Annotated in this window: 20 protein-coding genes; 9 read left to right on the top strand and 11 right to left on the bottom strand. The window is 67.7% G+C overall.

Translation table 11 applies throughout. The features are described from left to right. Positions 1-43: 43 nt before the first annotated feature. Positions 44-712 (top strand): TetR/AcrR family transcriptional regulator, encoded by a 669-nt coding sequence (locus ATK30_RS23555; RefSeq protein ID WP_101437461.1) that lies wholly within the window; start codon positions 44-46, stop codon positions 710-712. Here ATK30_RS23555 and ATK30_RS23550 read toward each other — a convergent pair whose 3' ends face one another. Then, complete coding sequence (locus tag ATK30_RS23550; RefSeq protein ID WP_101437460.1) at positions 713-2,026, bottom strand: MFS transporter; 1,314 nt, start codon at positions 2,024-2,026, stop codon at positions 713-715. Between the two features lie 32 nt (positions 2,027-2,058). Continuing rightward, positions 2,059-3,078 (bottom strand): hypothetical protein, encoded by a 1,020-nt coding sequence (locus tag ATK30_RS23545; RefSeq protein ID WP_101437459.1) that lies wholly within the window; start codon positions 3,076-3,078, stop codon positions 2,059-2,061. 98 nt (positions 3,079-3,176) lie between these two features. Between ATK30_RS23545 and ATK30_RS23540 the strand changes: the two genes are divergently transcribed. Next, a complete protein-coding gene (locus tag ATK30_RS23540) occupies positions 3,177-3,773 on the top strand; it encodes a TetR/AcrR family transcriptional regulator (RefSeq protein WP_101437458.1) in 597 nt (198 codons plus the stop codon). Between the two features lie 4 nt (positions 3,774-3,777). Here the strand turns inward: ATK30_RS23540 and ATK30_RS23535 are convergent, their stop codons facing one another. After that, positions 3,778-4,128, bottom strand: coding sequence for an antibiotic biosynthesis monooxygenase family protein (locus ATK30_RS23535; protein ID WP_101437457.1), 351 nt, complete (start codon positions 4,126-4,128; stop codon positions 3,778-3,780). 207 nt (positions 4,129-4,335) lie between these two features. Between ATK30_RS23535 and ATK30_RS23530 the strand changes: the two genes are divergently transcribed. Together ATK30_RS23530 and ATK30_RS23525 are read left to right on the top strand one after the other, a co-directional pair. Then, complete coding sequence (locus tag ATK30_RS23530) at positions 4,336-5,523, top strand: cytochrome P450 (protein ID WP_101437456.1); 1,188 nt, start codon at positions 4,336-4,338, stop codon at positions 5,521-5,523. Between the two features lie 93 nt (positions 5,524-5,616). Continuing rightward, positions 5,617-6,000 (top strand): hypothetical protein, encoded by a 384-nt coding sequence (locus ATK30_RS23525; protein ID WP_167442211.1) that lies wholly within the window; start codon positions 5,617-5,619, stop codon positions 5,998-6,000. A 4-nt stretch (positions 6,001-6,004) separates the two neighbouring features. Here ATK30_RS23525 and ATK30_RS23520 read toward each other — a convergent pair whose 3' ends face one another. Continuing rightward, positions 6,005-6,955 (bottom strand): MBL fold metallo-hydrolase, encoded by a 951-nt coding sequence (locus tag ATK30_RS23520; RefSeq protein ID WP_101437454.1) that lies wholly within the window; start codon positions 6,953-6,955, stop codon positions 6,005-6,007. A gap of 9 nt (positions 6,956-6,964) precedes the next feature. Continuing rightward, positions 6,965-7,957 carry a fumarylacetoacetate hydrolase family protein gene (locus ATK30_RS23515; protein ID WP_101437453.1) on the bottom strand — a complete coding sequence of 331 codons (993 nt, stop codon included), beginning with the start codon at positions 7,955-7,957 and terminating at the stop codon, positions 6,965-6,967. Positions 7,958-8,082: 125 nt separating this feature from the next. Between ATK30_RS23515 and ATK30_RS23510 the strand changes: the two genes are divergently transcribed. After that, entirely contained in the window at positions 8,083-8,682 is a 600-nt protein-coding gene (locus ATK30_RS23510; RefSeq protein WP_101437452.1) for a TetR/AcrR family transcriptional regulator, read from the top strand. Positions 8,683-9,020: 338 nt separating this feature from the next. Here the strand turns inward: ATK30_RS23510 and ATK30_RS23505 are convergent, their stop codons facing one another. From ATK30_RS23505 to ATK30_RS23480, 6 genes are read right to left on the bottom strand one after another with little or no spacing between them, the layout of a single operon-like run. Next, positions 9,021-9,899 (bottom strand): SMP-30/gluconolactonase/LRE family protein, encoded by an 879-nt coding sequence (locus ATK30_RS23505; protein ID WP_101437451.1) that lies wholly within the window; start codon positions 9,897-9,899, stop codon positions 9,021-9,023. 1 nt (position 9,900) lies between these two features. Continuing rightward, the gene (locus ATK30_RS23500) at positions 9,901-11,382 is read right to left on the bottom strand and encodes a CoA transferase (RefSeq protein ID WP_101437450.1); all 1,482 of its coding nucleotides are present in this window, start codon (positions 11,380-11,382) and stop codon (positions 9,901-9,903) included. Continuing rightward, the gene (locus tag ATK30_RS23495) at positions 11,379-12,236 is read right to left on the bottom strand and encodes a 3-hydroxyacyl-CoA dehydrogenase NAD-binding domain-containing protein (RefSeq protein ID WP_101437449.1); all 858 of its coding nucleotides are present in this window, start codon (positions 12,234-12,236) and stop codon (positions 11,379-11,381) included. The genes ATK30_RS23500 and ATK30_RS23495 overlap by 4 nt, the downstream gene beginning before the upstream one ends. Positions 12,237-12,250: 14 nt before the next feature. Then, positions 12,251-13,414 carry an acyl-CoA dehydrogenase family protein gene (locus tag ATK30_RS23490; protein WP_101437448.1) on the bottom strand — a complete coding sequence of 388 codons (1,164 nt, stop codon included), beginning with the start codon at positions 13,412-13,414 and terminating at the stop codon, positions 12,251-12,253. 13 nt (positions 13,415-13,427) lie between these two features. Beyond that, positions 13,428-14,600 carry an acyl-CoA dehydrogenase family protein gene (locus ATK30_RS23485; protein ID WP_101437447.1) on the bottom strand — a complete coding sequence of 391 codons (1,173 nt, stop codon included), beginning with the start codon at positions 14,598-14,600 and terminating at the stop codon, positions 13,428-13,430. A gap of 3 nt (positions 14,601-14,603) precedes the next feature. Beyond that, positions 14,604-15,776, bottom strand: coding sequence for a CaiB/BaiF CoA transferase family protein (locus ATK30_RS23480; RefSeq protein WP_101437446.1), 1,173 nt, complete (start codon positions 15,774-15,776; stop codon positions 14,604-14,606). 130 nt (positions 15,777-15,906) lie between these two features. Between ATK30_RS23480 and ATK30_RS23475 the strand changes: the two genes are divergently transcribed. The 4 genes from ATK30_RS23475 (at position 15,907) to ATK30_RS23460 (ending at position 19,696) form a co-directional block, all read left to right on the top strand. After that, positions 15,907-16,782 (top strand): LysR family transcriptional regulator, encoded by an 876-nt coding sequence (locus ATK30_RS23475; protein ID WP_101441021.1) that lies wholly within the window; start codon positions 15,907-15,909, stop codon positions 16,780-16,782. Between the two features lie 123 nt (positions 16,783-16,905). After that, complete coding sequence (locus ATK30_RS23470; protein ID WP_101437445.1) at positions 16,906-18,306, top strand: fatty acid desaturase; 1,401 nt, start codon at positions 16,906-16,908, stop codon at positions 18,304-18,306. Next, positions 18,306-18,497 (top strand): ferredoxin, encoded by a 192-nt coding sequence (locus ATK30_RS23465; protein ID WP_037811043.1) that lies wholly within the window; start codon positions 18,306-18,308, stop codon positions 18,495-18,497. Before ATK30_RS23470 ends, ATK30_RS23465 begins: the two co-directional genes overlap by 1 nt. Further along, on the top strand, positions 18,494-19,696 hold the full coding sequence (locus ATK30_RS23460) for an NAD(P)/FAD-dependent oxidoreductase (RefSeq protein ID WP_101437444.1): 1,203 nt from the start codon (positions 18,494-18,496) through the stop codon (positions 19,694-19,696). Before ATK30_RS23465 ends, ATK30_RS23460 begins: the two co-directional genes overlap by 4 nt. The last annotated feature ends 1 nt before the right edge of the window (position 19,697 follow it).

Raw genomic sequence — 19,697 nt, 5'->3', positions numbered from 1 at the left:
ACAATCGGCCGTGTTACCGTCGGGCGTCGTCAAGGAGGTGGGGATGCCCGCAGCAGGCACCCGCAAACCGATGCGCGAACGGCTCCGCGAGCAAGTGCGCGAGGAGGTCAAACTCGTCGCACTCGGCCAGCTCGCGACCGGGGGCCCGCAGGCGATCTCCATCAACGCCATCGCCAAGCAGCTCGGCGTGTCCGGGCCGGCGTTGTACCGCTACTTCTCCAGCCGCGACGAGCTGCTGAACGTCCTGGTCATCGACGCCTACCACGACCTCCGCGAGGCCATGGCGAAGGCGCTCGACGCCGACGCGCCCGACGCGGAAGCGCGGATCCGGCTGCTGGCCGCCGCGTACCGGGCGTGGGCGCGGAAAGAGCCGCACCGGTACGAATTGCTGTTCAAGGCACCGTTCCCCGGCTACGACGCCCATGCCCAACCGCTCGTCGAAGCGGCCCGGTCGCTGATGGGCGTGGTGCTGGGGGTGCTGCACCACGCCGAAACCACGGAAAAGCCGACTGCGTACGAGAACGCGGAAGTGCTCGACGCCCGACGCGCGAACACCGAGAACCACCAGCTGGCGGTCGCGTTGTGGTCGCGGCTGCATGGCTTTGTCAGCCTCGAAATCGGCGGCGGCTTCACCGCGATGGGCCTCGACACCGACGCGTTGTTCGAGACCGAAGTACAAGTGCTGACGGACCGGGTCCGCCGCGCCGCCTGATCACCGGCGAGACGCGCGCGGCTTCGCCCCCAACGCCACCGCCAGCGCGGCTCCCGCGATCATGCACGCGCCGACCACCCACAAACCGGCCCGCTGTGTACCGGTCAGGTCGCGCAGCCAGCCCGTCACATACGGCGCGACGAATCCGCTCAGGTTGCCCAGCGCGTTGATCAGCGCGATCCCGCCGGCGGCTGCCGCGCCGGACAGGAAGTTCGACGGCAGCGCCCAGAAGGTCGGCAGCGCCGCGCACACGCCCACCGCGCAGATCGTCACCGCGGTCATGGTGGCGTAAGGATTTCCGAGGTACAGCGCGACCGGGATCGCCGCGCCGCCGACGAGCATCGGCAGCGCGACGTGCCACTTCCGTTCCCCGGTCCGGTCGCCGTGGCGCGCCCACGGGACCATCACCAGCGCGCCCGCGACGTACGGGATCGCGTTCACCAAACCCGCCTGCAGCACGCTGAGTTTGGTGCCGAAATCCTCGCCGAACCCGGCGATGATCGTCGGCAGGAAGAAGCCCAGCGCGTACAGGCCGTAGACGACCGCGAAGTACACGAACGCCAGGCCGAGGATCCGCGGGTGCGTGAGCGCTTTTCGCAGCGGCCAGTGGTGTTCGGCTTCGGTGGCGCGGCGTTCGGCGTCGAGTTCGCTGGTGAGCCAGTCGCGCTCCTCGGCCGACAGCCATTTCGCGTTTTCCGGCCGGTCGCTCAGGCAGAACCACGTGACGACCGCGAGCAGGATCGCCGGAATGCCTTCCACGAGGAACATGAACCGCCAGCCGGACAGGCCGAACACGCCGTGCCCGCCGCTGATCAGCAGGCTGGAGACGGTCGAGCCGATCGCGCTCGACACCGGCACCGCGCACATGAACAGCGCGACCGCCTTCGCCCGCTGCGCCGCCGGAAACCAGTACGTCAGATACAGAATGATGCCGGGGAAGAACCCCGCTTCGGCGACGCCGAGCACGAACCGCAGCACCACCAGCGTCGCGGCGTTCGGCACGAACGCCATCGCGACGGCCACCGCGCCCCAGGTGATCATGATCCGCGCGATCCAGCGGCGCGCGCCGAACCGGTGCAGCGCGAGATTGCTCGGCACCTCGAGGATCAGGTAGCCGATGAAGAAGATCCCCGACGCGAGCCCGAACGCGGTCGCGGTGAGGCCGAGTTCTTTGTTCATCCCGTTCGGACCGGCGAACCCGATGTTGACCCGGTCCAGGTAGTTGACGAAGTACAGCAGCATCAACAGCGGCATGACCCGCACCGCCGCCTTGGCCATGACCCGGTTGCCCAGTGCGCTCGTCTTCGTCGACATGTCCGGATCTCACCTGCCCGGACCCCGCCGAGTCAAGGCTTCGCGTAAAGCTCGGCGACCGCGGCGAACGCCTCCTTCGGCTCCCAGTTCAGCCCCGGGTACGCCGTGCCCGAGCGGTCCTCCAGGACTTTCACCAGGCCGAAGCTGGCGAGATCAAGATCGTCGCGACCGGACCGGTGCGGATGGCTGTAGAGCGCGAAGAGGAACACGAACGCGCTGTCCACTCCCTCCGCGTCGAAGATCTCCAGCAGCTCGCGCAGATACGCGGCCTGCCCGGCTTCGTCCCGCTCGTACTCGCCGTCGAGGCGGAGCGGGTCGCCGGTTTCCTTGTCGTACTCGACGATCTCCATGCTCCGCGTCGCCACGTCGCCGGACCCGCGCCAGGTCGCCGTGCCGAATCCGGTGATCGCGACCGGTTTGCCTTGCGCCACCAGGGTTCGCACGCCCTCCTGGAAGATGTCGGCGACCTCGGCGGAGCGGATCAGCTCCACCGTGACGAAGTCGAACCGGCTCCAGTCCACCTGCTCGAACTGGATGCACGCGTAGGTGACCGGTCCGTGGAACCGCTCCCGCACGGTCTTGACGGCGGCGTCGAGGAACGTGTCGATCCGTGTGGCGACCTCGGCGAGTCGCTCGGCCCGGCGCTCGGGCTCGGCGAACAGCAGGCTGACCCGTTCCGCGGTCTCGTTGCCGGGCAAGAAGCCGTGGTTCATCACGCTCAGCTCGACGCCGGTCACGAACACGACGTTCGCCCCGGTCGCGCGCAGCCGTTCCGCGCGGGTGGCGCAGTCGGAGAAAAGAGCGAGCATCTCTTCCTGGGTCCGCTCGAGCGGATACGGCGAGTACCAGACCTCCAACCCCAGGTCAGCCGCCCACTGTGCGGCCTGTTCCAGCCGGTCCGGATCGCCGCCGACGACGTGCACCACGGTGCAGTGCAGGTCGTCGCGGATGATCGCCAGTTCGCGCTTCACCACCTCCGGTTCGAAGCTCTCCCGCGACGACCGTCCATTGCGGACGAACCCGGTGTCGTACGTCATTCCCTTGCCGCGCATGGCGGTTTCCTTTCGTTCGGGGACGCCGCCCACCTTACGCAGCAAACTTGCGTGCACGCAAGTTTGCGTAGGCGCATGATCCCTGGGAGACTGGAGCCGTGACCGGATTGCGCGAACGGAAGAAGCAGGCCACCCGCATCGCCTTGCGTGAAGCGGCCCTGCGACTGGCGATCGAACACGGGCCGGCGAACGTGCGCGTTGACGACATCGCCGAGGCGGCCGGAGTTTCGCCGCGGACCTACAACAACTACTTCTCCAGCCGCGAGGAAGCGATCGTCGCCGCGGTCACCGCGGACCGCGAAAACCGGATTGCCGCCGCTGTCGCCGAACGCTTGCCGGACACCCGGCTGGCCGAGGCGATCATCGACGCGATCACCGAGCAGTACACCGATCCCGACGAGCAGAGCCGCGACGCACTGCTGCTGATCACCACGAATCCCGGCCTGCGCACAGCGTTTCTCGACGCCCCGGCCGCATTGGAAGACCCGCTTCAGGAAGTGATCGCGACCCGGGTCGGCGACCAGCAGACCGCGCGCGTACTGGCCGCCTCGGTCGCGGCGGCGGTGCGGGTCGCGTTGGAGCAGTGGACGCAACCGGCGGGCAACGGCCTGGTCGTGGTGTCCGGCTCACTGCCCGATCTGTTGCGGCGAACGCTCGAGCCGCTCACCCCCGCCCTCGACGCCGCGGAGGCCTGAGGACTCAGACGTCGATCTGCTCGAAGATGTGCGGGTACGACTCGACGTCGTCGGAAGTCTCCGCCGCCAGCCGCTGGAACTCCGGGCTGCCGAACGCGGCGGCGAGCGCCTCGGTCGACTCCCAGACCGCGACATTCATCAGCAGCTGACTGCCCGCCGTTCCCCGGTGCATCCGCAGCGAGACGAATCCGGGCTGGGCCTTCATGTACTCGGCCTGCCTCCGGAAGGTGGCCAGGAACGCTTCGGTCTCCCCTTCCGGCACGACGAAGGTATTCGCCAGGACGATCGGTCCGGTTTTCTGCTTGAACTGAGCGAACATCGGCGTGCGCGGGTCGAGGCTCCGCAGTTTGGCCATTTCGGGATTTCTCCTTGCGGTTGACTGAATCTAGCGTTGCTAGATAGTGGTTCGACGCTAGCAGTGTCACCGCTCGGTTGTCTAGCAACGCTAGCGATCGGCCAAGACGGTGAATCCCTGCACCCCTTGCGTTCAGCTCTGACATTCTCTTCACAAATTTATGAATGCTGTGTACCTTATGAACTATTCAGAGGGGAAGGAGCGACGATGATCCGTCAGGCAGGACTCCCGCTCGAAAGGGGCGCGTGTCCGTTCGATCCGGTGCCGGCCCAGCGCACACAGGCTCCGGTCGAGCCGATGACGTATCCGGACGGCACGCAAGGCTGGCTCGTCACCGGATACCAGGAGGTGCGGGCAGTCCTCTCGGACAAGCGGATGTCCGCGCGAGCGGAACTGACGAAGATTCCGCTCGACTTCGGTCCGCTGCCGCCGCCGAAACCTGCTGATCCGGGGGTGTTCAGCAGGATGGACGACCCGGATCACCACCGCTACCGCAAGCTGCTGACCGGGGCGTTCACCGTGCACCGGATGCACACGCTGGAGGACCGGGTAGCGGAGATCGTCGACGACCACCTCGACGCGATGGCCGCGGCGGGCGGTCCGGTCGACCTGGTGGAAGCGTTTGCGCGACCGGTGCCGTCGCTGGTGATCTGCGAACTGCTCGGCGCTCCCTACGAACGCCGCGCCGAGTTCGACGGCTACACCACCACCATGTTCTCCAAGGACGTTCCGATCGCCGAGCGGATCGACGCCACGCAGGGGGTCGTCGCGTTCATCGCCGGGCAGATCAAGGAGAAGCGGGCGAAGCCGGGCGACGATCTGCTGTCCGATCTGGTCCGCGACGGCGACCTGACCGACGAGGAACTCGCCAACATCGGCATGATGCTGCTGGTCGCCGGATTCGAGACGACGCGCAACATGATCGCGCTCGGCACGCTGGCGCTGCTGGAGAACCCGGAGCAGCTGGCGAAGTTCAAGGCCGACCCGCAGCTCACCGCGGGCACGGTCGAGGAATTGATGCGCTACCTCAGTGTGATCCACATCGGACCGATCCGCACCGCGCTCGAGGACGTCGAGGTCGGCGGCGTGACGATCAAGGCGGGCGACCCGATCGTCATGTCGCTGCCGGTCGCGAATCGGGATCCGGAGAGGTTCCCGGACCCGGACGTGCTGGACGTCACGCGGAAGGCGAGCGGGCAGCTCGGTTTCGGCCACGGCGTGCACCAGTGCCTCGGGCAGCAGCTGGCGAGGGTCGAGATGCGGATCGCGTTGTTCCGGCTGTTCGCGCGGTTCCCGGGCCTGCGGCTCGCGGTTCCGTTCGCTGAAGTGGAGCTGCCGCACGTCGCGTCGATCTACGGTCCGGTGCGGCTCCCGGTGACCTGGCAGCGGGAGTAGCCTGGCAGCGGCGGATCGAATACCGGAATCGAGGTTTTCCGCGCTGTGCACGATATCGCTCTGATTGGCGCCTTCACGTTCGTCTGGTTCGGGATGGTGTTCGCCATCTCGTTCCTGGAAGCCCCGCTGAAGTTTCGCGCGCCGGGCGTCACCATCCCGATCGGCCTCGGCATCGGCCGGATCGTGTTCCGGGCCTTGAACATCGCCGAAATCCTGCTCGTGATCGGGGTAGTGGTCACCGTCGTGGCCGGGCGGCCGAGCACCGCGGTGACGGTGCTGGCAGCGGTGGCGGCAGTGGTGCTGATCGTGCAACTGGGGGCGGTCCGCCCGGCGTTGAACCGACGGACGGACCGCGTCCTCGCCGCGCCGGAAGGCGTGGAGTTGCCGCGATCCCGGGCGCATTTCGTTTACCTCGCCACGGAAACCGTGAAGGTGCTCGTGTTGCTGGCGCTCGGGATCCTGACTGTGGCGGGTTAGCGGCTCACGCGAACCCTTCCAGTTCCGCGATGCGGCGGAACACCTCCCGGGTGTCCACGCGCTCCATCTCCGGATCGAGTTCGTAGTACACCGCAAGCACGTTCTGCGCGAGACGGCCGCGTTCGTCGAGGTCCGCGAACCGGCCCAGCGAGATGTCCCGCATCGCCTCCTCCGACGTCATTCCCCGGCGATGACGGTCGGCGGCCTCGGCTCGCACCCACTGCAGGTAGTCGAGAACCGAGCGGATGCCGTCAGCGTCGGTGACCGGACCGTGGCCGGGAACGACGAAGTCGGCGTCCATCGCCAGCATCGTGTCGCAGGCGGCGATCCAGTTCGACACCGGGCCCGCCCAGGTAATCGGGGTGCCTCCGATGAACAGCAGGTCACCTGCGTACAGCACGCCTTCGTCGGGGACCAGCACGACGCTGTCGCCTTCGGTGTGCGCGGGGCCGAGGCAGCGGATTTCCACTGCTACGCCACCGATGTCGAGCTTCAGCTGTTCGGCGAACGTCCGGTTCGCCGGCGTCGCGGTGATGGAGTCGAAGTCGAACGGGTGGAGGATGTGCTGGGCGAAGCGGCCTACCGGACCTTCCTGACGCACCAGCCCGCGCATGAGGTCGGGGCCGTTGGTGCGCGTCTCTTCCGCGGTGGCTTCGGAGGCGATGATGGAAGCGTCGGCGACCAGTTCGTTGCCGAACCAGTGGTCTCCGTTCGCGTGCGTGTTCACGACTGTCTTGATTGGACTGTCTACTGTGGTGCCCTGAAGGCCGACGAGCATTTCCCGCGTCATCGGCACGTCGAAGAGCGTGTCGACCAGGAGGGATTCTCCGGTGCCGGCGATCAGTCCGGCGTTGCTCCAGCCCCACGTGCCGTCCGGGACCAGCCAGGCCGAGCAGTGTTCGGTGAGCCGGTGGTGTCCTTTGGTGTAGGGAACGTCTTTGGGCGTGCGCGGCATACCTACCTCCTAAGAGACGTGCACCTCGGGTGCACCTTGATACGAAGCCAATCCCGCGCCGTCCGGCGCGATCTGCCGTTGCCCCACCGGGTTTCGCAGCACCCCGACGCCTGACGCGGCGAGTTCCACCACGTCGCCCGGCTGGATCCAGCGGTCCAGCTCCAGCCCGCATCCGCCGCCGACCGTGCCGAGCCCGAAAAACTCGCCTGGGTACACGTCTTCGTCCAGCGAAGCCCAGGCGAGCACCTCGGCGAAGGAGAACTGCCGGTCCTTTGTGGATCCGGACGCCCAGACGTCGCCGTTGACTGACGCCGTCATCTGGACCGCCCATTCGTCGACCTCGTCCATGGTGAGCACGCACGGACCCATCGCGGTGCAGAAGTGTTTTCCTTTGGACGGACCGATGGTCATGCTCATTTCGAACATCTGGATGTCGCGCGCGCTGACGTCGTTGAAAATCGTGACCCCGGCGATGCGCCCGGCGGCCTCGGCCGGGGTCAGGTTTTTGCCGCCGCCGGAGGTGAAGAAGCCGAGTTCGAGTTCGAAGTCGAGCTGCGCGGTGTAGGACGGCCACAGCAGGGGCTCGTCCGGGCCGATGACCGTCTCGACGTTGCACTGGTAGCAGATCGGCATCGCCGCGAAGGCAGGCGGAACGGCGAGGCCGGAGCCTTTGGCGTGCTGGGTGTAGGTCAGATAGTCGCGGATCCGCCGCGGCCTCGGCACCGGGGCGAGCAGCCGGATCTCGTCTCGCGGAAGCACTGCCGGATGACCGTCGTCGATGAGGGAGTCGCCTCTTTCGGCCGCGGTGTCTGCGAGCAGAAGCGCCTGTTCAACCCTGCCGCGCGCCTCGGCACCGCCCTCGAAGAAGGCGACCATCTCGGTCGGTACCTCGGTTTCCCCTTGCCGCGAAGCCCGCAGGACCCGCGCCGGATCCACCACGGCGTCTCCATGCAGCACCCCGAGCCGGCCCGTGCCCGCGGATTCATAGGTGACCAGCCGCATCGCCGCCTCCTTGAACTGGAGTATAACTTTGGACTTGAGTCCAAGTTAAGCTAAGCCGCGGCGGCGGCAGCGTCAAGGGCACCGTTCGGCGGGCACCGGGAAGAAATGATGGTTGACTGCGAGGCATGACGGCAGAAGCGACGAGCGATCGGCGGACCAGGCAGCGACACGAACGCCGGGACCGGCTGTTCCAGGCGGCCGTGGAGCTGTTCGTGGAACGCGGCTACGAGAACACCACGATGGAGGACATCGCCGAACGAGCCGACACCGCGCGCGCCACCGTCTTCAACCACTTCCAGCGCAAGACGGCCTTCCTGGACGAGTGGAGCCTGCGTCGGCGGGAACGCGCGATGACCGCGGTGCGCGCCGAACATCTGGAGGACCGGCCGCTGCGCGAGGTGCTGAACCGGTACCTGACCGAATTGGTGCGCAACAGCCTCGACTCCCGAGCGGAAACCATCGCCTGCATGGGCGCGGCGATCCACTCCACCAACGTCTTCGGCAATCCGGAACTGGCGCGCGAGTTCGCCACATTCGTCGCCCGGGCCCAGGAGGCCGGGGAGATCCGCGCGGACGTTGATCCGGCGCAGGCTGGGTTATTGCTTGCTACGGGCTACTTCGGGACGCTCAGCTCGTGGATCGAGAGCGAGGCCGCGCCGTTCGATCTGCAGGAGCATTTGCTGAACCTGGTGGAGATGATTTTGCGCGGGATCGCGGCGGACTGAAAACCGTCAGTTCTCGGGAGGCAGCAACATCGAGCCGTCTTCCCAGTACAGAGTTGGCAGAGCCACCTTCCACTGTGGACGATCAGAACCTCGGCCACCCCCCACGACTGTCGGCTCCGCAGGTCAGGGCGGAGAACACCTCGACGAAGAACTCCCCGATCTTCGCAAGACACCCGCCGGGCCGTCCCCTTGCGCAGCGCGGTCACGTTTGCCTCGACGGTCCCGCCGCGAGCCGAGTGACCCGGCCCCCATCCCGGAGACCTGTACCGGCTCGCGCCAGGCTGCTTCGAAGTACTGCTGAGCCTGCGTGATCGGGTGTTCGTCCACCAGCCCAGAGACTAACGCTGAATCCCCGCGATCCCGGACAGCAGCTCGCCCATGTCCACCACCACCCGCGGCTCGCCACCGGCCAACGGCACCGCGGTGATCCGGCCGCCGAGGTCGGACACGTAAGCGACCTCGTCGTCCACCGCCAGGCCGATCGCCTCGGCGAACCCGCTCGCCAGGATCTCCGGCTCGGCGCCCTTCTCCCCCGGGCCAGGGATCGGCGCACGGTTCAGCGTATTGCCCTTCGGAGCGGCACCTCGATCAGTCCAATACAGAAACCCACCGTGGATTTCCAGATCGATCGGCTCCGGCAGGTGATCCCACAGGGTCTCGACGTCAGACCGATCGCGCGCGGTTTCACCAGCTGGAATCTCCAGTCCAGCACGGAAAATCCGGCCGAGGCCGCCCTTGGCCGGGCCCTTCTGCGTCCAGTACAGATGCGTAGCGTCCACCGTAACGCCAACGCATTCCTGCGTCCCGCTGTCGTCCGGCTCGTTCACGATCAGATCCGTCAGCCCAGAGCCATCCGGACGCACCCGCGTGATCCGACAGCCCTCCCGGTCCCCCCAATACAGAGAACCGTTGTAGGCCAACTGTTTCCCGGTCGTCAACGTTCCATTCGGGACTACATCGCGCGCACCGGTGCCGTCAAACGAAATCGCGTGCAGGCCGCCGTTGCGCGCCGAGTAGTCGAGGCCAGCCTCGCCCGGCACCGACGGGTCGCGCGAGGGCATGCCCATGGTGGTCCAATAAACAGTGTCACCGTCGACGACGACGCCGTCCGGCGAAACGCCAGCCTCTTTGTACAGCGGGGTAACCTGCCCGTCGGGAAGCCCGACACGGTAAATCGTCCCGGTGCGAATGCCCAGCACCACGAGCTCGCTGAACATGTCACCTCCACTCTGGACGGTGCGATCCTCGGGGGATCAGCGGATTCGTGTAATAGCCCGGAGTTTCCGACATCCGGATTTGCTCGGTGACCCCGCGGTAGCGGCCAAGCGGAGTGTCCGCGGTGAACGTCTCGGGATCGAAGTATTCGTGCCCGGGAGCAACACCGGCGACCTCCGCGGAGTAACCCTTGTCGAAGATGCCCAGGCTCAGCAGCCACAAGGCAACGCGCGTGAGCGAAACCTGCACCCGATAGGAACCGCCCCATTCGGCGCGGAGCATGAGGGCGCGCAGGATTCCCAGTTGCAGGAACCAGGACGTGATGTAGTCGTTCACCACCGGCACCGCGGGCAGCGACGGGACCCCGCCCTCGCCTTCGAGCAGCATGACGCCGGACAGGCAGCCAGCCGTCTGGTCGAAGCCGACGCGGCCGGACCACGGGCCAGTCGCACCGTTGAGCGTCACCTCGGCGTGGATGATGCCGGGACGGATCTCGGCGGCGGTTTCCGCGTCAAGACCGTGTCGCGCGAGGTATCCGGGGCGGCGGTTGGCGTAGAAGACGTCCGCGCCGGCCAGCAACCCGTGCATCCGCTCCTGGTCCTCAGCACGACGGAAGTCGAGCCGCGTGGAGCGAACGCCCACATTGGACGTCGCGTACAGCACCGGCAGTTCGTATTCGCCCGGATCCCACACGTTCAGCACGTCCGCGCCGTGCAGCGCCAAGGCACGCCCGCAGCCAGCGCCCGCGATGATGTGCGCCCGGCCGAGGGCACGGACCCCTTCGAGTGGCGTGGAAGGGTTGGGAGGCAACGGTTCCGGCGGGCTGTCACCGATCCGCTCGACGATCACCGGCGGCATCGTCGACAGCACCGACTGGTACTGCTCGGTGGCCATCAGCTCTTCGGTCGTCCGCACCACCGGCATGATGACGCCCGCGGCCTCGGCGGCGTCCTCCAGCTCGAACGAATTCCACCGCGAGATCGCTTGCCGCACCAAGGCATCCCGCTCGGGAACGCCGAGCAGCGCGGCCGCGTCGTTGCGCAGCTTCGGATACGGGCCGATCGGGTGCACCCAGCGGCCGTCCGCGGTGGAGTAGAAGCGATCCGTGCCGAACGCGGGATCGACCCGCGCCGGGTCTCCCTGCGGGTAGCCGTCGAGCAGCTCCCATTTCCTGTCGTAAAACGGGCACAGCCGGTGCGGCGCGGTCCGCAGGTCCATCGAGATGTCCTGCCCGCGTCCGCCGCGCAGCTGCCAGATCTTCGCCACCGCGACGGATTTCGCCGCAAGCGCGATCGACGTCGCCCCGGCCAGCCGCAGCGCGCCCGGCAGCACCGGGTCGGCTCCGGTGAACTCGATCCGGCCGCCGGCGTCGGACTCTTGCAGCCCGACCGAGCCGAGCAAATCGGCCAGCGGCTGGTGCAGATCGTATTCGTCGGTGGTGGCTGGCTTGGCGAGCGCGGCCTCGAGGTGTTCGGTGAGGCTCATTCCTTCTCCAGCGCGTCCAGCACCGCGCGAGTACGGCTGTCTCGCGCCTCGACCCGCGCGGCGTAAGTGTCCGCGGCGCCGTAGGTCTGCTCGACCTCGTCGATCACCGCATCGAGGTGTTCCCGGTCCGGACGGCCGATCTCGAACTTCATCTGCGAACCGACGTGGCTCACGAGGTGCCGGATCCCGTCCGGCCCGCCGCCGAGGTGCATGCTCTCGAACGGCCCGATGGTCGCCCACCGCGGGCCGAGCGACGCCTTGACCAGCTCGTCCAGGTCCGCCGCGGACACGACACCCTGCTGCACGAGGTACATCGCCTGGTCGTTGAAGACCTTCTGCAGCCGGTTCCCGACGAAGCCGGGCACTTCCTTCTTCAGCGTGATCGGCTTCTTGCCCAGCCCGCGGTAGACCTCGACGGCCTTCTTCACGGTCTCCTCTGAGGTCGATACCCCGGGCACCACCTCGACCAGCGGCATCAGCTCGGGCGGGTTGAACGGGTGCCCGACCACGATCCGCGAGGCCGCCGCGTTGCCCTCGGCGATCACCGAGGGCAACAGCGACGACGAGGAGGAAGCCAGCACTGCGTCGTCGCGCGTGGCGGCGGCGAGCGTCGCGAACATTTCCCGCTTCAGCTCGATCCGCTCCGGCCCCGACTCCTGCACGAAGTCGGCCCCGGCAGCGGCTTCCGCGAGGTCCGCGACTGCCGTGACGGGCAGCCCGGCGAGCTCCCGGGTGACTATGTCCCCCAGGTCCGGACGCGGATCGGTGACCCGCACCGTCCAGCCCGCCTCAGCGAACAGCCGAGCCCACGACACTCCGATGACCCCAGCGCCGACGATCGCGACGACCGGCATGACGCGCTCCTTTCTCAGGCGGTGACCGCGTCCGCGTTGTTCAGCAGCGCGCTCGGCGGCGTCAGCAACGCGTCCGACGCTAGCGCGCGGCGACGGGCCGCGCTCACTCCGCCGTAACTCTCCGTAATGGCGATGAGGCGCGCCGCGTGGTGCGCGACCTCTGATTCGTAAGTCATTCCGATGCCGCCGTGCAGCTGAACGATTTCCTCGGCGGTCGCGGTCGCCGCGTCGCACACGAACACGAACGCGTCGTCAGCCGCGCCATCGAGGTCCACAGTGGACGCGCCGTTGTCGTACGCCTCGACCGTCGCGGTGGCCCACAGCGCCAGCGAACGAGCCAGCTCGACCTTCGCGTACAGGTCGGCAGCACGGTGCACGAGCGCCTGGAACGCCGCCAGCGGAACGCCGAACTGCTTGCGCGTCTTGAGGTATTCGACGGTCATCGCGAGCCCGGTTTCCATCAGGCCGATGGCCTCGCCGGTGACCGCGACGCGGGCCCGCGAGAACGCGCGACGCAACCCGGCGGCCACGTCGGAGTCCGCGGTGCCGAGCAGAACCGCCGGCGTACCAGCGAATTCGACCTGCGACGTGTGGCCCCAGTCCGCGGCCCGGCCGTCGACGCGAGTGATGCCTTCAGCGGTCGCCTCGACCAGGTACACCCCGGTGCGGCCGTTCTCGTCCACGGCGGTGACCAGGAACTTGTCGGCCTGGTCGGCGTTGCGCACCGGCGACTTCACGCCGGTAAGCACGGAACCGGCTGCCGACACCGTCGGTGCGACACCCCACGGACGCCCCGGCTCGGAGTGCGCGACCGCGATCGTGGTGCCGCCGCCGGCCAGCGCCGGCAGCAGCTCCTTGACCTGGTCGTCGGTGCCCAGCTCGGCGATGATCCACGACGGCAGGAACACGCCGTCGAGCAGCGGTTCGGCCGCCGCGTGCTTGCCCATCGCCTCCAGCGTCGCGTAGACCTCGACCGGGCCCGCGCCCGCGCCGTCGTGGTCCGCGGAGATCGGGAGACCGGCGAGACCCAGCTCGCCGAGGGTGCTCCAGACCTGGTCGTTCCAGCCGAGTTCGCTGCTCGTCGCGGCCGCGCGGCCGCCTGCCGGGTAGCCGCGGCCGACCGCCGTGTCGACGGTCTCGAACAGCAGCTTCTGGTCTTCGTTGAATTCGAGGTTCATGAGTCGCCGTCCCTTACAGACCGAGGATCGTCTTCGCGATGACGCCGCGCTGGATTTCGTTGGAGCCACCGAAAATCGACAGCTTCCGCTGGTTCAGGTACTGCGCCGCGGCCACCACCGCGGCCTCGTCGGCCTGGACCGGCGACTCGGTGTCCAGCAGCATGCCGTCGGAACCGGCCGCGCGCATGCGCAGCTTCGTGAGCGCCTGCAGGGCCTGCGTGCCCTCCATCTTGAGCAGCGACGACACCGGGCTCGGCTGGCCGTTCTCCGAAGCGGCGGTGACCCGCATCTGGGTCGCCTCCAGGGCGAGCAGTGTGGTCTTCGCGGTGTGCATGGCCGCGCGGAATTCGTGGTCGTCCGCGAGCGGACCGTCCTCAGTGGGCAGATCCGCGGCCGCGGCGGCGAGGTCGGCGAAGATCCGCTGACCGGTGCCGACCTGGGCGATGCCGTTGCGCTCGTTGCCGAGCAGGAACTTCGCGTACGTCCAGCCCTTGTTCTCCTCGCCGACCAGGTTCTCCGCCGGGATGAGCACGTTGTCGAAGAAGAACTCGTTGACCTCGGCGGACCCGTCGACCAGCTTGATCGGACGACGCTCGATGCCCGGCGTGTTCAGGTCGAGCAGCAGGAAGGACAGGCCCTGCTGCTTGCGCGGCGCGTCCGGGTCGGTCCGCGCGAGCACGAACATCCAGTCGCCGTACTGGCCGAGCGTGGTCCAGGTCTTCTGTCCATTGAGGACGTAGTGGTCGCCGTCGCGTTTCGCGGTGGTGCGCAGCCCGGCCAGGTCCGAACCGGCCTCCGGCTCGGAGAAGCCCTGTGACCACCAGATGTCGAGATTCGCGGTGGCCGGGAGGAACTTCTTCTTCTGTTCCTCGCTGCCGAACTCGGCGATGATCGGGCCGACCATGCTCGCGTTGAAGGCGAGCGGCTGCGGCACCGCGTTGCGCTGCAGTTCGGAGGCGTAGATGTGGGACTGGGTCGGCGTCCAATCGCGGCCGCCCCATTCGACCGGCCAGTGCGGCACGGCGAGGCCGTGCTCGTTCAGGATCCGCTGGCTCGTGACGATGTCGTCGCGGGTGATCTGGCCGAGCGCGCTGCGCTTGCGAATTTCCTCCGGAATCGCGCCGAGGAACACCTCCCGCAATTCGTCCCGGAACGCGAGGTCCTCTTGAGACAGTTCGAGATCCATCGATCAAACCCCTTCAGTGGTGCGTACGGCTCCGACGACTTCGGCGGTGCTCGCTCCGGCGCGTTCGGCGTGCCTGCGGAACCCGGCCGGGGTCCGCGAGAAATGCAGCGGGCTCTCCACTACGCGGATCGTGCCCTCGGTCGGGTGTTCCCGCTCGGTGATCAGCCCGACTTCCTGAACGTACGGGTCGGTCGGCAGGTCGGCGATGTCGACGACGACCGCGTACGGAACGTCGTGGGCGGTCAGGTACTCCTCCCACTCCGCAGTGGTGCGGTTGGTGGAATTGGCCAGTACCTTCTCCACTCCCGCGGTGAAAATCTCCCGGTCGATCACCGGGGAGTCCCAGGCCGGATCGGCCGCGGCGTCTTCGAGGCCGGCGCCGATCAGCAGCGTCCGCACGGCGTCGTTGGTGTAGGGCACCGCGGCGATCGCGCCGCCGTCGGCCGTGCGCATGGCGGCGTGCGTGTCGCTGAGCGAAAGCGGGTTGCCGATGTCGCCGGCGGCCGGGACGAAGACGTCGCCCGCCAGGTGCTCGACCAGGTTGACCGCGATCATCGCGTCGGCCATCGCCAGTTCGACCTGCTGGCCCTTGCCGGTGCGCTGCTGGTCGAAGAGCGCGGCGAGCACGCCGCCCAGCAGGTACAGCGCGGCGGTCTTGTCGGCGATGAAGGTCGGGACGAACTGCAGCGTGCCGCCCGCCCGGTCCTGCAGGCTGACCAGGCCGGACGTGGCCTGGATGACCTCGTCGTAGGCGGGGCGGTTGGCGCGCGACGAGTGGGGCGCGAAGCCCTGCGCGTGGGCGTAGACGAGGCGCGGGAAGCGTTCGCGCAGCTGCTCGTAGCCGAGGCCGAGCCGGTCGAGGGCGGCGGCGCGCATGTTGGTGACGAGGACGTCGGCGTCGGCGAGCAGGGCGAAGAGGTCTTCGCGGCCGGCGGGGTCCTTGAGGTCGAGTTCGATACTGCGTTTGTTCTGGTTGACCTGCATGTACAGCGGGGCCATCCCCGGCGTGCGGCCGGTGTTGGCCGGCGAGTGCCGGGCGACGTCGCGCAGCGGTTCGACCCGGATCACGTCGGCGCCGAAGTCGCCGAGGATCTGCGTGGCGTACGGGCCCATCACCGCGGACGACAGGTCGAGCACCTTCACCCCGGAAAGCGGTCCGGTGGCTTCGTCGGGCATCTTCGCGGTCCTCCCGTTGACGATCTTTGGCTTCGCTCTTGACGCTAAGCGCTTGCTCACCGGAAGGGAATGACCGAGTGCATCAGATCGGTATGACCACGCTGATAACACCGTGGGTACGCTGCACTGCGTGGAGATCCACCACCTGCGGTACTTCCTCGCGGTCGCGCGCGAGCTGAACTTCACCCGCGCCGCGCGGTCGCTGAACATGTCGGTGCCGCCGCTCAGCCAGCGGATTCGCGACCTCGAACGCGAGCTGGGCGAACCGCTGTTCGACCGCTCCACCCACCACACCCGGCTGTCCGAGGCGGGCGAAGCTCTGCTGCCGCTCGCCGAAGCGGTCGTTTCGGGCTTCGACGCCATTCCGGCGAAAATGCGCAACCGCGACCAGCGCACCGACATCCGCCTTGCCATCCCCGACGTGCTCAACCCCGCGCACCGCCGCCAGCTCAGCGAATCGATCCGGGCCCTGGACGGCTCCTACCGGTTCACGCTGCGGCAGATGCCGTCGCTCGAAATGGAATCAGCGCTGCGGAGCAACTCGATCGACCTCGCGGTGTCACACCTGGGCACTTCCGATGACCGGCTGTCCACGATCGTGCTTTACCGCGAGCCGCTCGGCGCTGTGGTCGACGCGTCGCGCTTCCCCGGACGCACCTCGCTGACCCTGGCTGACCTGCGCGGATTCCAGTATCTGCAGGGTCCGCGACACTGGGACCTCGGTTCGCGGCGGGCCGAGCAGCTCGCCGCCAAGGGCGTGCTGGTCGATCCGGAGGCGCAGTTCTCCGACGTCAGCGGACTGCTGATCTTCTTGCGCAGCACCAAAAGCTTCACCCTCGCGCCGGTCGAATCCGCGACCGCGCTGGCACTGGACCCGAACGAATGCGCGGTCCTCCCGATCGACGATCTCGTCGCCACGCTGACCACGTTCCTGATCCGGCGCACCGCCGACACCCGGCTGGACCCGGTGGTTGAGGTGCTGCGGCACGCCCGCGTCCCCGGCTGACTTCGACCGACGCCCGACCCGCGGGTTCACTCCTCCGTGTCAACTTTACATTAGGATACCTCTTGTCAATCGTGCTGTACATGTCTTACCTTCGTGTAAAGCCAGCCAACGGAGGAGGGCGTGATGAGCGAGATGACCGGCACCGTGCCGCTGGGGTCGACCGAAGGATGGACCGACAAGAAGCGGTACCTGTGGCTGATCGGACTGGTCGTGCCGTCGCTGGCGTTCCTCGCGATCGGCCTGCACGCCGCGACCGGATGGGGCGTCTGGCTCTGGATCGGGCCGATCGTGATCCTGGCGATCGTGCCCGCGATCGACCTGGTCGCCGGGCTCGACCGGAGCAATCCGCCGGACGACGTGATCGAGCGGCTCGAACAGGACCGGTACTACCGGTGGATCACCTACCTGTTCCTGCCGATCCAGTACGTCGGATTCGTCTTCGCGTTCTGGCTGATCGCGCGCGGTGAACTGTCCATCGCGGACAAGGTCGGACTGGCCGTCTCGATCGGCTGCATCGGCGGAATCGGCATCAACACCGCGCACGAACTGGGCCACAAGAAGGAAAGCCACGAGCGCTGGCTGTCGAAGATCGCGCTGGCGCAAAGCTTTTACGGGCACTTCTACATCGAGCACAACCGCGGGCACCACGTGCGCGTCGCGACTCCGGAGGACCCGGCGTCGAGCCGCGTCGGCGAGAGCTTCTACCGGTTCTGGCCGCGCACTGTGTTCGGTTCGCTGAAATCCGCGTGGGGACTGGAGCGCAAGCGTTACGCCCGCCGGAACAAGCATCCGTTCCGGATCGGCAACGACGTGCTCAACGCGTGGCTGATGTCCGCGGTGCTGTGGGTCGCGATGGTGGCGTGGCTCGGCGTCGGAATCCTGCCGTACCTGGTGATCCAGGCGGTGATCGGGTTCTCGCTGCTGGAAGTCGTGAACTACATGGAGCACTACGGGATGTTGCGGCAGAAGGTCGGGCCGCCGGAGCGCCGCCGGTACGAGCGCGTGGATCCCAGCCACAGCTGGAATTCCAACAACATCGCCACCAACGTCCTGCTGTATCACCTGCAGCGGCACAGCGATCACCACGCCAACCCGACCCGCCGCTACCAGACCCTGCGCGACTTCGCCGAATCTCCGGTGCTGCCGACCGGGTACGCCGGGATGATCGTGCTGGCACTGTTCCCGCCGCTGTGGCGTCGCGTCATGGACAAGCGGGTGCTCAACCACTTCGACGGCGATATGAGCCGGGCGAACATCCAGCCGTCCAAGCGCGAGAAAATCCTTGCCCAGTATGGATCTTCTGCTGTGAAGCCGGTTGCCGTGCCGGAGGACGTGCGCGGCGATGCCCGCGAAGGCGGAATGTGCCCCGGCTGCGGATACGTCTACGACGAGCAGCGCGGCGACCCGCGCGAAGGCTTCCCGGCCGGGACGCCGTGGTCGTCCATTCCGGACAGTTGGTGCTGCCCCGACTGCGGCGTAAGGGAAAAGCTGGACTTCGTTGCTCCCGGAAGGATGAGTGTGTGATGCGGATCGAAGCGGATTTGAACAAATGTGACGGCCTGGGCATGTGCGAAGCGATGGCGCCGGACTTCTTCGAGGTGGGTGACGAGGGCACGGTCGTCGTGCTCGACGAGAACCCCGGCGAGGAGCACCGGACCGACCTCGCCGCGGCGGTCGATGCCTGCCCGGTGCTCGCGCTGAAGCTGGTGTCATGACGCTCGCGGTGGTCGGCGCGTCGCTGGCGGGGTTGCGAGCGGTGGAATCGGCACGGCGGACCGGATACGACGGGCGGATCGTGCTGATCGGCGCGGAGGACCGCCTTCCCTACGACCGGCCGCCGCTGTCGAAGGCTTTCCTCGCGGTGGACGGACCGGTTGCGGTGGAACCGTTTCTCAGCGAGGACGATCTGCGCGACCTCGGCGTGGAACTCCGGCTGGGCACTCCCGCGACCGGACTCGATCCGATCGCCCGGGAGATTCACCTCGGCGACACGACCGTCCCGTACGACGCGGCCGTCCTCGCCACCGGAGCCGCCGCCCGAGTTCTGCCCGGTACCGCGGAGATTTCCGGCATTCACTCGCTGCGCACGGCCGACGACGCGCTCGCCATCCGGTCCGCATTGGACAGCGGGGCGAGGACAGTGGTGATCGGTGCCGGATTCATCGGCTCCGAAGTCGCTTCAGCCGCCCGCAAACGCGGCCTTTCAGTGTCCATTGTGGAAGCTCTGGATACTCCTTTGGTACGCGCGATCGGACCCGAAGTCGGCGACGTCTGCGCGGATCTCCATCGCGCCGCAGGCACCGATCTCCACCTGGGCACAACCGTCACCGGATTCGAAACCGCCGACGGCGCGGTCACCGGGGTCCGGCTGTCCACCGGCGAAATCCTCCCAGCCGACCTCGTCGTCGCGGGAATCGGCGCCGCCCCGGCCACCGCTTGGTTGCGCGACAGCGGACTCTTGCTGCACGAACGCGACGGCGGCATCGTGTGCGACGGCACGCTCGCCGCCGCACACGGCGTCTACGCGGCCGGAGACGTCGCGCACGTGGCGAACGCGCTGTTCGACGACGAGCTGATGCGGCTGGAGCACTGGACGAACGCGGCCGAGCAGGGTGCGGCCGCGGCTCGGCACGCGCTGGACCCCGCGAGCGCACGCGTGTTCAGCGCCGTGCCGTATTTCTGGTCCGATTGGTACTCCCACCGCATCCAGTTCGTCGGAACATCGCGCGCGGACGAGGTGGTCGTCGCGGTCCCGGCTGAGCACGGCTTCACCGCGCTGTACCGGCGCGGCGACCGGCTTGTCGGCGCGTTCACTGTCGACCGGCCGCGCGACATCATGAAGTACCGCAAGCGGATCGCCGCGCGGGCGCCGTGGTTCGAGGCAGTCGCTTTCGCGCAGGAAAGGGCCGCTTAGA

Source organism: Amycolatopsis echigonensis, assembly GCF_002846615.1.
Lineage (GTDB): Bacteria > Actinomycetota > Actinomycetes > Mycobacteriales > Pseudonocardiaceae > Amycolatopsis > Amycolatopsis echigonensis.
The sequence above is the reverse complement of the archived record's forward strand: the minus strand, read 5'-3'. Positions and strand labels throughout refer to the sequence as shown.

Excerpts from the sequence above, each read along its gene's own strand:
- ATK30_RS23555 (WP_101437461.1), top strand. The coding sequence starts at position 44 with ATGCCCGCAGCAGGCACCCGCAAACCGATGCGCGAACGGCTCCGCGAG.
- ATK30_RS23550 (WP_101437460.1), bottom strand. The coding sequence starts at position 2,026 with ATGTCGACGAAGACGAGCGCACTGGGCAACCGGGTCATGGCCAAGGCG.
- ATK30_RS23545 (WP_101437459.1), bottom strand. The coding sequence starts at position 3,078 with ATGCGCGGCAAGGGAATGACGTACGACACCGGGTTCGTCCGCAATGGA.
- ATK30_RS23535 (WP_101437457.1), bottom strand. The coding sequence starts at position 4,128 with ATGGCCAAACTGCGGAGCCTCGACCCGCGCACGCCGATGTTCGCTCAG.
- ATK30_RS23530 (WP_101437456.1), top strand. The coding sequence starts at position 4,336 with ATGATCCGTCAGGCAGGACTCCCGCTCGAAAGGGGCGCGTGTCCGTTC.
- ATK30_RS23525 (WP_167442211.1), top strand. The coding sequence starts at position 5,617 with ATGGTGTTCGCCATCTCGTTCCTGGAAGCCCCGCTGAAGTTTCGCGCG.
- ATK30_RS23520 (WP_101437454.1), bottom strand. The coding sequence starts at position 6,955 with ATGCCGCGCACGCCCAAAGACGTTCCCTACACCAAAGGACACCACCGG.
- ATK30_RS23515 (WP_101437453.1), bottom strand. The coding sequence starts at position 7,957 with ATGCGGCTGGTCACCTATGAATCCGCGGGCACGGGCCGGCTCGGGGTG.
- ATK30_RS23510 (WP_101437452.1), top strand. The coding sequence starts at position 8,083 with ATGACGGCAGAAGCGACGAGCGATCGGCGGACCAGGCAGCGACACGAA.
- ATK30_RS23505 (WP_101437451.1), bottom strand. The coding sequence starts at position 9,899 with ATGTTCAGCGAGCTCGTGGTGCTGGGCATTCGCACCGGGACGATTTAC.
- ATK30_RS23500 (WP_101437450.1), bottom strand. The coding sequence starts at position 11,382 with ATGAGCCTCACCGAACACCTCGAGGCCGCGCTCGCCAAGCCAGCCACC.
- ATK30_RS23495 (WP_101437449.1), bottom strand. The coding sequence starts at position 12,236 with ATGCCGGTCGTCGCGATCGTCGGCGCTGGGGTCATCGGAGTGTCGTGG.
- ATK30_RS23490 (WP_101437448.1), bottom strand. The coding sequence starts at position 13,414 with ATGAACCTCGAATTCAACGAAGACCAGAAGCTGCTGTTCGAGACCGTC.
- ATK30_RS23485 (WP_101437447.1), bottom strand. The coding sequence starts at position 14,600 with ATGGATCTCGAACTGTCTCAAGAGGACCTCGCGTTCCGGGACGAATTG.
- ATK30_RS23480 (WP_101437446.1), bottom strand. The coding sequence starts at position 15,776 with ATGCCCGACGAAGCCACCGGACCGCTTTCCGGGGTGAAGGTGCTCGAC.
- ATK30_RS23470 (WP_101437445.1), top strand. The coding sequence starts at position 16,906 with ATGAGCGAGATGACCGGCACCGTGCCGCTGGGGTCGACCGAAGGATGG.
- ATK30_RS23465 (WP_037811043.1), top strand. The coding sequence starts at position 18,306 with ATGCGGATCGAAGCGGATTTGAACAAATGTGACGGCCTGGGCATGTGC.
- ATK30_RS23460 (WP_101437444.1), top strand. The coding sequence starts at position 18,494 with ATGACGCTCGCGGTGGTCGGCGCGTCGCTGGCGGGGTTGCGAGCGGTG.